This is a genomic window from Pseudomonas sp. 210_17 TE3656, from assembly GCF_054821965.1.
Genome location: NZ_JBTRBC010000001.1, coordinates 5,379,308 through 5,393,669, shown reverse-complemented (window position 1 = coordinate 5,393,669; position 14,362 = coordinate 5,379,308). Strand labels below are relative to the sequence as shown.

Here is a 14,362-nt window from a genome sequence, read left to right as displayed (position 1 = left end):
CTTGTAGCCCCTGCCTAACACTCGTCAGGGATTCAACGGCTTCAATCCACTGCGCCAACGCTCGACCTTATGTTTCGTCAACTGCCGCTTTGATGACTGCAGTGTTTGAAGCAGTTCCGCTGGCACATCAACACCCTCAGCGGTAGGGGCATAGCAAAATCTCAACAAATCCAGTGAGCGATTTGCAGTTGCGTCGGACACTTCCCCAGAAAATGCCGACAGCGTCCGTTTACCAGTGCTACGCCGTACCCACAGATAGAGCCCGTCCAATCGCAGTGGGCGGGCACTTAACTGTTTACGCAGTAACTGCCAGGCGTAGTCCGCAGAAGCCAGCCAGGTGTCGCGGCGTTTGCTCTGCCAGCGCCGCAGTCGGGCCAGGCTGGCCTTGGCCCATGGGCGCCCGAAGTAGATCAGGCAAGCACCGGCCAGCAACGCCGCCGACAGCAACAGCCAATGCCCGGAAAGGCGAACATGGGCCTGCCGCCCGAGCGCGCGCAGGTCGTCATTGATGGAGAACGGCGCGCTGTAATTGCCTTTGCCTGCTTCGAAGCTCACGGCATCGACCACCGTGCTACGAGCTTCACCGCTGCTGGCATCCCACCAATCGAAAACAATGGCCGGCAGGCTGAGCGGCCCTTCCTGCTCGATCACATAGGTCACGCTGTCTTCACGCACACCACCGGAAACCCCTCCGCGGCCATCACTCAATGCGCTGACGTTGGGCGTCTGCAGATACCGTTTCAAACCCTGTACCTGAGCAAAGGATGGTGGCGGAATCAGCATGGCCTGAGCGCCCTGCGCCTGAATTGTCAGATGCCGGGTAATGCTGTCGCCAACCCGTAAAGGGTCATGCGAGCGCTGCAGCGTTTGCGTGAGGGTGAGCGAGTTGGCGACCAGGCGATGTTGATCGCTTGCACCCGCCAGGGCTTTGGCGACAAAGGTCAATGGCTGGCTGTTGAGTGTAACGGCGCCACTGCCCTGCCCTGGCTGAACCTGGAAGGTCAGCGCCGGGATGGTGAATGGTTGCGCCACTTGCGGGGTGATCTGGTAGGTGTAGCGCAAGCCGAAGAAGGTCTTGCCGTCCTGCTTTTCGTTCAGGTGTTGTGCTTCGCCACCGGGTGGCGTCACCACCGCGCCCGGCAGTTCCAGCGCGGGCAGGATTGGCGCTGCGGTGTACCAGGTGTCCACCAGCAGGTCGACCTCCATGCTCAGCGTGCCGCCCACTACCACGCCGGTTTCCGGTATCAGGCGGCTCTGTATCCGCACTTCTGGCGCTGCGCTGGCAAACACTGGTGCACACGCCAGTAGAACCCACAGCAGGCGTTTCATTGCGTACCTCCGGCAGGCTGGCGGGCGGCGTTCTGGAGCATGAACTTGCGTTTGAGAAACTGCGCAGGCGAAGTCGTCAGGTTGTTCAACCACAGCTGGTCAGAAGCTGCTTGTGGTGTGCTCACCTGTTTTTGCTGCCCGCCCTGGCTGGGGGTCTGGTCCTCCACCACCTTGTCGGCTTTTTCATCCGGTGTACCGGCCTCTTGCTGGTCCTCGTAATCCTTCAGCAAGGCTTGGGCCAAGGCCAGGTTGGCTTTGGCCTGGGGGAAATCCGCCTGCTTTTGCAGCGCTTGCTGGTAGGCGCTGATGGCCTGGGGGAACTTGAACAGGCGCACGTAGATATTGCCCAGGTAAAAGTGCGCCGAGGCACTGTCAAGGCGGGCGAAGCTGGCCAGTGCCGCCGGGTAGTCCGCAGCGTTGTAGGCTGCGACACCTTTCCAGTATGGATCGTGGAAGTGCTCTGCGGCCTGTGGAAAATGGCCATGTTCAAAGGCCCAGCGGCCTTGCTGGTCCGGGGTGAAAAAGGCATCGGCCAATGCACCTGCTCGTGCCGGCTCCGAAGGCGCACTGAGCATGACTATCAGCAGCAACCCCAGCCAGTTCACCCGCCAACCGCGACGCACACAGAACAGCGCGATCAGCGCCAATGGCCAGCACAGCCAATAGCCGGCGTCCTTCCAGTGCACTTGCTGCTCATTGCCTTGAACCGCCTGAAAGTGCTGCTGAGCGTGCAGCGTGATCCAGTCCAGATCATCGTCATTGAGCGTCAGGCTACCCAGAGGCGCGTCCGCCGCCTGCGCCAATTGCTTGAGTGCCTGGCTATCGAATGTCGCTTGCAAGGGCCGGCCATCATCGGCAATCCGCGGGCGCCCTTTGGCATCGAGCAACACACCGCCGTCCTGGCTGCCAACGGCCAGCACCAGAACTTGCAGATCACTGCCGGACAAGCGCTTGGGAATTTCCTCGAACTGTTCCGGCGCAGCGCCATCGGTGACCAGCAGCAGGGTTCCGGGCATTTTCTCGGCATCGAGCAGTTTGCGCGCCAGCTCGATCACACCGACAACATCCTTGCCAGCTTGCCCGATCAGGTCAGTCGACAGTGCCTGCAGGAAGGTGTCGAGCAGCTCCGGGTCTTCGGTGGCCGGCAATACCAGGTGCGCGCCGCCGGCATAGGCAATCAACGCCGTGCGCGCGCCGGCACGGCGCTGGATCAGGTCATGCAGTTTGTGCTTGGCCGCAGACAGGCGCGACGGCGGCACGTCATCAGCATCCATCGACGGCGACAGGTCGATGGCCAGTATCAACGGTGCGCGGTTGTCGACGAAGTCGGGGGTATCCTGAGTCCAGGTCGGCCCGGCAGCAGCCACCGCACCCAGCCCCAGCAGCAAGGCCAGCAGGTGCACCGGGCGCAGGCGTTGCTGATCGTCCGGGGTGATCAGCAGCGGTTCAACCAGGTGCGGTGCAATCAGGCCCTTGAGCTGACGCCGGAGATCATGGCGGCGCAGCCAGGCCCATGGCAGCAGGAGTGCGGGCACGATCAGCAGCAGCCACAGAGGGCGCAGGAAGTGGAAGGCACTGAAGTCGATATCCATATCAGTGTCCTGACTGCACGGAGGGTTGGCGCTGAGGTGAAAAACGACTGAACAGCGCTGCCAGGGTATGACTCAACACTAACAACAGCAGCGCCGCGCCCAAGGGTAACCAGAACAGGTCCCGCTTGGGCTGGTGGCTCAAGGTTTTCACCTTGTGTGGCGTGATCTGGTCCAGGGTCGCATAGACCGCTTGCAGGGCCTGGCGATCATCAGCGCGGAAGAAGCGCCCGCCGGTGGCCTTGGCGATGCCCTGCAGCGCCGCCAGGTCAACCTTGGCCTCGCCGCTGGCCTGCGGGTCGCCGATACCGATGGTATGCACCACGACGCCCTGCTGTCTGGCCAGTTGCGCGGCATGGGCCGGGGTGATGGCACTAGCGGTATCATTGCCGTCCGTGAGCAGGATCAGGACTTTTTCCTGCTCCTTGGCCTTTTCGAACAATTTGATGCTCAGGCCAATGGCATCACCCAATGCCGTATTCGGGCCGGCCATACCGATGCCGACTTCATCCAGCAGCACCTCAAGACTGGCGTGATCCAGGGTAAAGGGCGCCTGAGGATAGGCGCCCGTGCCGAACACGATCAGGCCAATGCGGTCATCCTTGCGCTGTGCGATGAAATCACGCACAACCCCCTTCACCGCGGTCAGACGATCGCTCTGAGCGCCGTTGGCGTCGGTGTAATCTTGCGTTTGCATGGACTGTGAGATGTCGATGGCCAGCATCATGTCGCGGATCGGCTGCTCATGTTCTATGGCTTGCTCTACCCAGACCGGCCGCGCGCAGGCGGCTATGACCAGCGCCCAGACCAGCAGATTGAGCAGCAACTGCCAACGCCCGCCGCCGGCACCGGGGCTGCCAGGTTGCTGGCCGATGGCGCGACTCATGGCGGCAAAGAATGGCACGCGCAGCGCACTGTGTGCTTCCCGATAAGCGCCCAGGTAGCGATAAGCCAGCCAGGGCAACGGTAACAGCAATACCACCCAGGGATAGTCAAACTGCCACATGGTGAGCCTCGATCCAGTGCCTGCTGGCGGCAAAAAGCGCCTTGATCTCGGTGTCCGTCATGCCCTGCACTGCGGCGTCCGGCGCATAGGCCAGGGTAAACATCCGGGCGGCGAAATCATCCGGCAGCGGCGCTCGACCGTGGTCCTGCAAGAAACGTTGCCACTGCGCACCACTGAGCGCTGCCGCTGTGGCCGAATCACTGAGTGACAGTGCTACCCGTTTGAGCAGTACCGGTAGTTCGCGCAACGCCTGCAAGCGCTGAGGCGGATCGCTCAACCCCTGCTCCAGCCGATCAAGCTGCTCCAGCGCTTCTCGGCGGTAACGATCGCGCTGCCAGCGCCGCCAGCGCCAGATGGCCCACCAGGAGGCAAGGGCCACGACGACCAGCAACACCGCCAGCCAACCCCAGGTCTGCGGCAAATAGCTGAATGCAGGTGTCGGCAACGGCAGCTCCTGGAGCTGGTCGATGGACGGTGGCGATGGCCTGCTCATCGCGCCCGGTCCGTCAGGCGCCCCAGCTCACGACGCACTTGCAGCAGCGGATCTTCGCCGGTGCTGAGCATCATCACCGGCACCTGGCTGCGGCGCAGCATCTGCGCGACATCCTGCAGGCGCCCGGAAAGAAACGCCGCCAATGGCCGGTTGACCTGGCGCTGACCGACTTCCAGCTCCACCTGCAATTGACCCTGGGTCACGGTCAAGCGCCCCTGCTGCGGGAGCTCCAGGGCGAGTGGGTCGTACACCTGCATGGCGATCACATCGTTGTGGGCACCGAGTTGCTGCAGCAGTTGCAGGGTCTGCGCCGAAACCCCGGAAAAGTCGCTGATGATGCACACCAGGCTGTCGTGACCTGCAGTCGCAATGCAGCTGCGCAGCACGGTATCGAGCTGGTGCTCGCTCTCGCTATCGGGCCCGGTGGCCGATAGTTTCTGATTGCTGCGTATCACCGCGGCGCACAGCGCTTCAACCCGTGCCCGGCTGCGTAGCGGGCGAATGTGCTGTATTCCTTGATCGTCAAACACCAGGCCACCAACGCGGTCACCGGCATGAAAGGCAATCCACGCCGACAGGGCTGCCAGTTCAGCGGCGGCGACCGATTTGAAACTGCGTTGTGAGCCGAAGAACATGCTCATGCGCTGATCGACCAGAATCAGGGTTGGCCGGTCACGCTCTTCAGTGAAGGTGCGCACGAAGGGCTTGCCGTAACGCAACGAGGCGCGCCAGTCGAGGTGGCGCAGATCGTCACCGGGAATGTAGCGGCGCAGTTCATCGAAGCTCAAGCCACGGCCACGCAGGCGTGAAGCATGGTTGCCGGAAAGAATGCTCGACAACGGCTGGCGCGCAAGAAAGCTCAGGCCGCGGACGCGGTGCTCCAGTGCCATCAGTTGGCTGAGCGAGGCATAGACGAAGCCATCCGGCTGCAAGTCAGGCATGAGATCAGGCCGGGATCGCGACGCGATCGAGCAGCCGGTCAAGCACTTGATCGGCGCTGACTCCATCGGCGACAGCATCGTAGGTAAGCTGCAGTCGATGGCGAAGCACCGGGTGCACAACGGCACGCACATCATCCGGTGAGACGAAATCATTGCCCGACAGCCAGGCATGGGCCCGCGACACCCGGTCCAGGCTGATCCCCCCGCGCGGGCTGGCGCCAATCTTGATCCAGCGGGCCAGGTCCTCATCGTAGTCACCCGGTTTGCGGGTGGCGTTGATCAAGTCGATCAGGTACCGGTCAATGGCCTCGGCGACATGGATGCCGGCCACTTCGCTACGCGCTGCGAAGACGATCTCTTGAGGCAAACGCGCCGGCGCCTGGCTGGCATTATTCGCCTGCTGGTCTTCGCCACGCACCAGGCGCAGCACCAGAGTTTCATCTTCGACCTTGGGGTAATCCAGGTGCAGCTTCATCAGAAAGCGGTCCATCTGCGCTTCCGGCAACGGGTAAGTGCCTTCCTGCTCGATGGGGTTCTGGGTCGCCAGCACCATGAACAATGCTGACATCGGATAGCTCTGCCCGGCCACCGTGATCTGCCGCTCCTCCATGGCTTCGAGCAGGGCCGCCTGGACCTTGGCCGGTGCGCGGTTGATCTCGTCGGCAAGAATCACGTTGCCGAACAACGGCCCCGGCTGGAACTTGATCTGGTTGCCTTCGGCAGTCTGCTGAAGAATCTCCCCGCCGGTGATATCGGAGGGCAGCAGATCAGGGGTGAACTGGATCCGCTGCATCTTTGCGTCCAGGTGGGTTGCCAAGGCTTTGACCGTGCGGGTCTTGGCCAGCCCCGGCAAGCTTTCGAGCAGTACATGACCATTGGCCAACAGCCCCAACAGCACATGCCGAATGGTTTCGGCCTGCCCCAGCACCTGCTGCGCAACACTCGCCTCCAGCGTGGCTATCTGCTCACGTATGCTCACTGTGTCGTTCCCTGATCTGGCTGGTATGGGTAAATCCTAGCAGTGAGTTATGTATGCGCCAGCGTCCGACCAACGTTGCAGGCAATGGCTGAGCGGCTAGGCTGGATTACGTCAACCCTTCAGGCGTTCACTGACCATAAAGAGTCTGTCATGACCATTACAGCCAGCCAGCGACTGCGTGCCCTGAAAATTTCCACTCTGTGTTCGGCCCTGTGGCTTGTACACGGAACCAGCTGGGCCGGTGGCATCACCATGTATGAAGCAGGCCAGGAAGGCTCCGGTCTGGCTAACGCCGGCGCGGCAGTGCTGGCCACCGACCCCAGCGTGTTGATGAACAACCCGGCGGGACTGACTCAGCTGCCGGGCACTCAAGTCAATGCCAACGGCCTGTTGATGCTCGGCCATATCCGTTTTTCACGCGATAGCGGCAACCAGTTCGACGGCAACGAAGGCGGCAACGCGCTGGAATATCTGCCAGGCACCAGTTTCTTCATCAGCCACCAGCTGGATGAGCGTTCGAGTATCGGTTTTGGCATGTATGGCAACTTCGGGCTGGCCCTGGACTATGACGATGACTGGGCCGGTCGCTATTTCACCCAGGAAGCCGCCATCATCGGCGTGTCGATGCAGCCGACCTATGCCTACAAGCTGACCGACGACCTGTCGGTGGGCATCGGCCCGCGGTTGATGTACGCCTATTACCGCACCGAAGCTGCAATCAACAACAACTTGCTGGGACTGGCAGACCGGCCTGACGGTCAGCTGGAATACAAGGACACCGATGTCGGTACTGGGGTCAACGTCGGCGTGCTTTACCGGCTCAATCCCAAGGTCATGCTCGGCCTTGCCTACACCAGCAAGATCGACCTGCACTTCAAGGATCGCCCGCGCATCGATGATGTCAGCAATCCGTTGCTCAACGTGGCGTTGAACCGCTTGAACATCGATGACCTGAAGCTTGACATGCAAGTGCCGCAGACGGTGCTGGCAAGTGCCTCTTATGACCTGGACGCACAATGGAAGCTGCTCACCAGCCTCGGTTGGCAACAATGGAGCAAGTTCGGCGAGATCGGTGTGGAAGTCGATACCGATAACGCCGGCACCAGCATCACTGCCGACCGCAAGTACAAGGACACCTGGCATGCGTCGCTGGGCGCACAATACCAGGCGTCGCCGAAAGTGCGCTGGAGCATGGGTGTGGGTTTTGACAGCTCCATGGTCGACGACCGCGACCGTACCGTGGACAACCCGGCCGGAGATACCTGGCGCTTCGCTACCGGGGTGAACTACCAGGTCGACGAAGGTCTCGACCTGCACCTGGCCTATACCCTGATCTGGGTCGGTGATCTGGATGAACAACAGACCAAGGCGCGTTCAGGCACGACGGTGTCAGGTACCTACAAGAATACTGCCCTGCACGTGATTGGCGGTGGTGCGGTGTGGCGCTTCTGACGGCGCAGGCCTGATCGAGCCGGCCCCACGCGCATCGGCGCAACTGGGGCCGGTACTCGATTACTGCTGCTGCCAGTAAGGTTCGATCCCCTGCAAGCGTGGATCATCGGGGGCGACCTTGCGCATGCGCTGCACATACTCGAAAGCCTCGCTGCGCTCACCCGCCAGGGCATGCAGATAGATCAGCGAATACAGCAGGTCAGGATCGTTCGGTGACTGCTCAAGACCGCTGCGCAGCGCGTTGATGGCGTCATCGCGACGGTTCAGGCGCGACAGCAGCAAGCCCTGGTTGTAGCGAATCCGGGTGTTCCCCGGCAGCGCAACGGCTGCGGCTTGCATCCACTCCAGCGCTTGCTCGGCCTTGCCCTGTTCGACCAGCAGCAAGGCGAGCATGTACGCCAGGTTGCCATGGTCAGCCGCCGGCATTTTTCCCAGCGCGAGCCCTTCGCGCAGCACCTGCTCGGCTTGATCCAGCTGCTGCGCGGCACTGAGCAGGGTTACCAGGTTGACCCGGGCGGGAACGAAATACGGGTCCAGTTTCAAGGCCTGGCGATACTCGTCCAGCGCTTCGCCATCGCGCCCCTGGCGGCTCAACAGCACCGCCAGATTGAGGCGGCCACCGGGCAGGTCGGCGTTGCCGCGCAAGCGTTGCTCGTAGTCAGCCAGCAGGGTCTTGAACGACTCGCGCGACTCGGCCGGCAACTGCTCTACCGGTACATCGGCCAACGCCCGGACGGCTTCATCGCGCACCGCCAGGGTCGGGTCCTTGAGTAGCGGCAACAACGGCTGCAGGCGTTGCGCCGGGGGAACGCTGGCAAAGCCCGAAACGGCATAGGCACGTACCAGCGCACTGCTGTCCTGCAGCGCCCAGCCCAGGCTGATGACCGAGCGGGCACCGAGATCGGCCATCTGCTCCGCGGCCGAAGCCCGGACAATCGCCGGTTTGCCTTTGTCGGCCAGTACCGCGTTGAGTTCGCTGAAGGCGATCCCCTCGCCGCTGCGCACTGCGTGGAAGTTCTCGCCATAGTGCGGCGGACGCTGCGGCTGCCCGTACCAGCCTTCGATGGCCTTGGCCGCCCATTGCGGCGTTTGCTGCTGATGACAGGCCGTACAGGCGTCCGGGCTGCCATCCTTGCTCGCCAGGTCTGGCCGCGGGATACGCAGGCTGTGGTCACGCCGGGGATCGACCACCATGTAGGTTTTCGTCGGCATGTGGCAATTGACGCATTGGGCGCCGGGCGTGCCAGCCGGGTGGTGATGGTGCGCCTCGCTGTCGTAGTCCTTGGCCTGCAGGCTAGGAAAACGGGCGACCGGCGGCTGGCTATTGTGGCACTGCAGGCAGAGGCCATTGCCTTCGACCTTCACTTTGCTGGTGTGCGGGTTATGGCAATCGGTGCAGCCTACCCCCGCTGCATACATCTTGCTCTGGGTAAACGAGCCATATTCGTAGACTTCGCCATCAATCTGGCCATCGGCGTGGTAGAGATCCCTGCGCAAGGTCGCCGGCAGGCTCTGGTCCAATTGTGGGTGCCCCGGCATCTGACCGACGCCAAGGGTTTGCCGACGGCTGTGGCAAAATGCGCATTGTTCGACCTGTCCCTGGCTGCCGAGCGCTTTGTAATCCACCGCCAGCCCAGCTTCGGTTGCCGAGGAATAGGTTTTCTCGGTGGATTTTGCCGCTTTTGCCCAGTCGACATGCGCCTGACCAGGTCCATGGCAGCTTTGGCAGCCGACATTCTTTTCCTGCCAGGTACTGGCAAAACTGTCTTCGCGGTCGTTGTAGTTTTTCATCAGCCGCGTTGAATGGCAGTCCGCGCACATGCCATTCCAGTTCTGGTAACGGCCGGTCCAGTGCAAGGGATCGTTGGGGGCAAAGCGCTGGCCGGGGTACAGCGAGAACCAGCGTTGCCCGCCCTCTTCCTGGCTGCGACTGTCCCAGGCAATGGTCAACGCCTGCAGCCGGCCACGGGGCAAGGCCACCAGATACTGCTGTAGCGGGTAGTGCCCGAAGGTATAGAGGATTTCGAAATCCGCAGGCTTGCCCTCCTCGCCCTCGGTGTTGACGAAAAAGCGCTTGCCCTTGGAAAAGAACCTGGCCTTGACCCCGGCCTCATCGAACTGCGCGTTCTTGAAGTTGCCCAGTACATTGGCGGCCGTGGCGTCGCGCATCGCCCAGCCATGGTCGGAGTCTTGCCACTGTTTGGCTTGCTCGGCGTGACAGCTAAGGCAGGTGGCAGTGGCTACATAACCTTGGGCCGAAGCGGCCTGTGCGGGCGATGCGGCGGGCGCCGTGTTGGCCCAGGCCGGCACCAGCGCCGACAACACCATCAGCATCACACCTGAACGCAATCCGTGCCGAAATCCGGACAGCCAACTGTCCCTAGCCTTGTCGTGCCCCATTCACTGCTCCACGGTCGATTCGATCTCGCCCTGTGCCGGGCGCTTTAGCGTCTGCGGGCTTTAGGCTAGTGCATCTTTGCGCCAGCAGCCGAGCGAAATTCCAAAAAGGCCTAAGATTTATTCCAAAAACAGCAGCTGATTGGCGCCGAGGCGGCGCGTGCGAGTGGACGAGAAAAGTTCAATAAGTTATGTTCAGCAACAACTTTCGGAAGATATACATCTCGATAGTTACGAGAATCTGGAGAGCTGTAAGAACATTCTTACATTGAACTTTGAATCTCAAACATAAGTTATCAGTGCGTCAACAAGGATGTGTAACGCCTGAGAACGCGCCGGCTATCGAAGCTGGCGCCAAACTCATACGCCACAAGGACCTCGTGCCATGTCCAATCATGACTTTCAGCTAACCTATTCGATTCCCGAGACGATTGACGGAAGTTCTGCTATTGCCCGGGACAAACTGCGCAACCTCCAAGACTGGCAAACAGTCGATGAAATCGATACGACGCTTATCGGCCAGCTTCCACTTCACGGCATCGTGAATGAAAAGCGTAAACAAGCAGAGCGCGAAGTAAAAAAAATCATTCAGGAACTGCTTAAGCAGAGCCGCAGACATAGTCCTCTTACAGTGCATGCCAGCTTGATGGTGTGTGGCTTGGGTGAGCACATCCGCTTCGACATCAAGGCATAATCGATACGCTGCAGGACATCAGGCGTCCCCCTGTCTCGCCTTATGTCCTGCAGCGAATCAGCTTGCCACATAGACGATGATCGGGCCGCAAACGGCCAGCAGCACGTTGGAAATGGCGTAGCAGACGGTAAAACCGATGACCGGCGTATTGCTCCCGGACTGTTCGATGATCTTGTTCATCGACGCAGCTTCGGTCTGCGCACCAGCCAATGCGCCGAACAGCACCATCGGGTGCAAGCGCAGGACATAACGCCCGAAGTACAGCGAGACCAGCGGCGGCAACAAGGTCACGACGACGCCCGAGACCAGTAAGGCCATTCCCTGGCTTTGCATTGCAGCAATGGCGGCCGGCCCCGCCAATAGCCCTACCACGGCACCGAATGCGGTCAGCCCGAACTCTGAAAACGCCCACTGGGCCGCTGGCGGCAAGGCACCGAATTCTGGATGCCGGGAGTTGTACCAGCCGATCAGCAAGGCCACCAGCAACACTCCGCCACCCACACCCAGCTCAACCGGAATCATCCCCACGTGCGTCGACAGCATGCCCAGCAATGCGCCAACCACCATGCCCAGGCTGTGCACGGCAATATCGCTCTTGTAGCTACGTTCGCGGATCCGCCCCAGTTGCTGCGCCAGCGCGACGACGCCCGATGTGCGCCCGGTCAGGGAGATGACATCCCCTTTGCGCAACACCGTATTGGGCAACAACGGCAGCTCCAGGCCCTGTCGTGTAATGGTATTGATGAAACAGCCCATGCGATCGGAGCCGATCAGCGCTGACTTGATGTGGTGAATCGTCTTGCCGGCCAGGGCGTCACTGGTCAGCACAATGTCGGCCGTACGTGTAGGAAATGACAACGACTCGGGGTGATCGATTTCCGGCCCCAGCCACTGAGTCAGCGAACCGACGTCTTCACGCAAGGCATAGACCCCGACAATATCGCCCTGGCGCAGCAACATGCCGGTGTCGCGCTCATGGATCTGGTCACCGCGTACCACGCGTTCGATACTGAGGTTGGCGTGGCACTGCTCGAACTCCGCGACCGACACGCCGTGCGTCCGCTCCGTCACACGATGGGCGCGGGCCACGATACGGGTGTAGGGAACACTGATGATGTCTTCGTTGCTGGCAATACCCAGCTCCAGTTCCAGCTCCCGGGCAGCAGTGCGTAGATCTACACCGAGCAGCTTCGGGGCAATGGTGCCAACGAAGACAATCAAACCAATGGTGCCGAACAGATAGGTGATTGCGTAGGCAATCGCCATATGGCTGTACAGCTGATTCTTCGCGCCATCGTCCAGCGGCAGCTGGGCGATGGCACTACTGGCAGTACCCATGATCGCGGTATCGGTCAGGGCTCCCGCCCCCAGGCCTGCGGTAAACCCTGCGTCGAAATGAAAAATCGCATTCATCATCAGGATCGCCCCCAGCGCGGTGGCACACAGCACCACGGAGAACAGCACCAACTTCAAGCTGTTGCTGTTCAGGCAGCTAAAGAACTCGGGACCACTCTTGAAGCCAACGGCATAGATGAACAGCACAAAAAACACCGATTTCAGCTCATGGGGCACATCCAGTCCGATCTGACCAATGACCAGCCCCATCAGCAGCGCCCCGGCAACCGACCCAAGATGGAAACTGCCTAGCTGGATGCGGCCAATCAGCACACCCAGGCCGATGGCCAGGAATACCGCTATTTCGGGGTTGGAGCGCAGTGCATGGAGGACAAAATCGATCATTGCCGATCTCCTTTCTCACTGGGCTCCTGCGCGGGGGCGCTGAACCAGCGCTCCTTGGGTACGCGTTTCTCATGCTCCGGATCACCGAGGTAGTGCGGCGACATGATCTGCACACCGTACTCATTGAAGACATCCTGGACATTGGCATGCAGCATGCTCAACAACTCGGCACGTGGCCGTGGCTCGCTGGGCACGGCCTGGGCGACCAGGCGATATTCTGGATAAAAGTCCGAAAGTGCCGTCTGAAACACCTGAGGGGCAGGAATTGGCACAATCCCCGGGGTGCGCTGCGCAGCTTCCAGCAACATGGCTTCAACCTGGCGCCAGGGCGTGTCGTAGCCAATGGTGACAACGGTATCGACCACATACCCGGCGCCTTGCACCACCCGCGAGTAGTTCTTGGTCACCGCCCCGGTGATCATCGAATTGGGAATGGTCAAGACCTCGCCCAGGCCGGTGCGGATACTGGTGGTAAACATCCCAAGCTCGGTCACCGTGCCTTCATGCTCGCCAATGCGCACAAACTCGCCGGGACGCAAGGTCCGGGTGTAGGTCAGGATCAACCCTGCCGCCGCTTGCCCGACCACACTCGAAGCACCGAGGGAAATCATCAGGCCGACCAGCACCGACAACCCCTTGAATGCGTCGGTGCCAGCGCCCGGCAGGTAGGGATAGGCCATCGCCAGGGCAAACAGCCAGATGGCCAGCGACGTCAAGCGCGTAGTCGGCTGCAAGGTTTCATGATTGAGCCAGGTGATGGTCCCGGGCCGCGACAGTCGTTCCAGCACGCGCTTGCTGAAGGCGCTGATCCCGCGTGCGATAAAAAAGATCATCAGGGCGATGACCAGCCCCGGAATCGCGCTGACGATGGCGTCAAGCACGTACCGGAGCAGGTTCAGCAAGTAGTGATCAAGGCTTTCACCCCAGGGTCGGGTGTAAGGAAAGCGCTGCAGAACAAAGGTCAGCCACTCGTAGGTGAGCAGCAGCACCACGGTCCAGTACACCAGTGCCAGCAGGCGCCTGATCAGCGGAAACAGGTTGCTGGTATCCAGTAGCGGGGTTTCACCTACTTTGAGCACATCGTGATGACGGCGTATGCGTTTGGGTAACTGTGAGAGCAGTTTGCGATGAACGAAGCCGGCAAGACGCAGCAGACCCATAAACAGCAAGGTTGCCACCGCACTCATGCCCCCGGCGGTCAACAGAAAGCGTACGCTGCGGGCCTGTTGCGACTCCTCTACCACTTTTTTCAGGCGTTGCGCCGCTTGCGCGGCGGCGTCGGCAACCGATGTTTCAGGGTCGGTATCCTTGGGCGTGACGATAAACGCACGGCGTTCACCCAGCAGCACCAGGTAGCTGTCCTGAATGGTATCGAGGCGCACGAGCGGGTCTTCGGTGCCGTTGAGCATTTCGTTGATCACGGCCTGCGCACGCTGTGCCCGCGCCGCAGGCGCTTCGCCGAGCAGGCTTGCGTGAAAGGTAATAATGCTGCGGTTGGCAACTTTCAGCTCGGCCGCTGGCGCCAGGTTTTCGGCAGTATCCTGCGCGGCATTGGCGGGGTAGTGAACAACCGTCCATAGCAGGAACAAAACACCCAAATAGCGCTTTACCCTTTTCCACATGTCCCTTGCTCCTGCCTGAATCCCTCAGTCAGGGTAGACGTGGTTCTGCGCTTGTACCTGTTGTTCAGCAAACCGCTGTAGGACGGTTCTTTCAGCTACTCCCTACAGTGACAAAAAAAA

The 14,362-nt window shown here is 60.9% G+C and carries 11 protein-coding genes; 2 read left to right on the top strand and 9 right to left on the bottom strand.

The annotated features are described in order from the left end of the window. Nucleotides 1-24: 24 nt before the first annotated feature. From ACVI9W_RS24725 to ACVI9W_RS24700, 6 genes are read right to left on the bottom strand one after another with little or no spacing between them, the layout of a single operon-like run. Nucleotides 25-1,329: a hypothetical protein gene (locus ACVI9W_RS24725; protein WP_461531598.1), complete on the bottom strand. Its 1,305-nt coding sequence runs from the start codon at nucleotides 1,327-1,329 to the stop codon at nucleotides 25-27. Next, nucleotides 1,326-2,921 (bottom strand): VWA domain-containing protein, encoded by a 1,596-nt coding sequence (locus ACVI9W_RS24720; protein WP_461531597.1) that lies wholly within the window; start codon nucleotides 2,919-2,921, stop codon nucleotides 1,326-1,328. The genes ACVI9W_RS24725 and ACVI9W_RS24720 overlap by 4 nt, the downstream gene beginning before the upstream one ends. 1 nt (nucleotide 2,922) lies before the next feature. Beyond that, complete coding sequence (locus ACVI9W_RS24715; protein WP_461531596.1) at nucleotides 2,923-3,924, bottom strand: vWA domain-containing protein; 1,002 nt, start codon at nucleotides 3,922-3,924, stop codon at nucleotides 2,923-2,925. Continuing rightward, complete coding sequence (locus ACVI9W_RS24710) at nucleotides 3,911-4,417, bottom strand: DUF4381 domain-containing protein (RefSeq protein WP_461531595.1); 507 nt, start codon at nucleotides 4,415-4,417, stop codon at nucleotides 3,911-3,913. The genes ACVI9W_RS24715 and ACVI9W_RS24710 overlap by 14 nt, the downstream gene beginning before the upstream one ends. Further along, nucleotides 4,414-5,358 (bottom strand): DUF58 domain-containing protein, encoded by a 945-nt coding sequence (locus ACVI9W_RS24705; protein WP_461531594.1) that lies wholly within the window; start codon nucleotides 5,356-5,358, stop codon nucleotides 4,414-4,416. Before ACVI9W_RS24705 ends, ACVI9W_RS24710 begins: the two co-directional genes overlap by 4 nt. A gap of 4 nt (nucleotides 5,359-5,362) precedes the next feature. Then, the gene (locus tag ACVI9W_RS24700; protein WP_461531593.1) at nucleotides 5,363-6,337 is read right to left on the bottom strand and encodes an AAA family ATPase; all 975 of its coding nucleotides are present in this window, start codon (nucleotides 6,335-6,337) and stop codon (nucleotides 5,363-5,365) included. A 150-nt stretch (nucleotides 6,338-6,487) separates the two neighbouring features. On the opposite strand from ACVI9W_RS24700, the gene ACVI9W_RS24695 reads away from it, so the two are divergent. Continuing rightward, nucleotides 6,488-7,789, top strand: coding sequence for an OmpP1/FadL family transporter (locus tag ACVI9W_RS24695; RefSeq protein ID WP_461531592.1), 1,302 nt, complete (start codon nucleotides 6,488-6,490; stop codon nucleotides 7,787-7,789). Nucleotides 7,790-7,849: 60 nt separating this feature from the next. Here ACVI9W_RS24695 and ACVI9W_RS24690 read toward each other — a convergent pair whose 3' ends face one another. Continuing rightward, a complete protein-coding gene (locus ACVI9W_RS24690; protein WP_461531869.1) occupies nucleotides 7,850-10,123 on the bottom strand; it encodes a tetratricopeptide repeat protein in 2,274 nt (757 codons plus the stop codon). 448 nt (nucleotides 10,124-10,571) lie between these two features. Between ACVI9W_RS24690 and ACVI9W_RS24685 the strand changes: the two genes are divergently transcribed. Further along, complete coding sequence (locus ACVI9W_RS24685) at nucleotides 10,572-10,880, top strand: hypothetical protein (RefSeq protein WP_461531591.1); 309 nt, start codon at nucleotides 10,572-10,574, stop codon at nucleotides 10,878-10,880. Between the two features lie 57 nt (nucleotides 10,881-10,937). Here ACVI9W_RS24685 and aspT read toward each other — a convergent pair whose 3' ends face one another. Together aspT and ACVI9W_RS24675 are read right to left on the bottom strand one after the other, a co-directional pair. Beyond that, complete coding sequence (aspT, locus tag ACVI9W_RS24680) at nucleotides 10,938-12,620, bottom strand: aspartate-alanine antiporter (RefSeq protein WP_461531590.1); 1,683 nt, start codon at nucleotides 12,618-12,620, stop codon at nucleotides 10,938-10,940. Then, nucleotides 12,617-14,242, bottom strand: coding sequence for a mechanosensitive ion channel family protein (locus ACVI9W_RS24675; protein WP_461531589.1), 1,626 nt, complete (start codon nucleotides 14,240-14,242; stop codon nucleotides 12,617-12,619). Before ACVI9W_RS24675 ends, aspT begins: the two co-directional genes overlap by 4 nt. Nucleotides 14,243-14,362 lie beyond the last annotated feature (120 nt).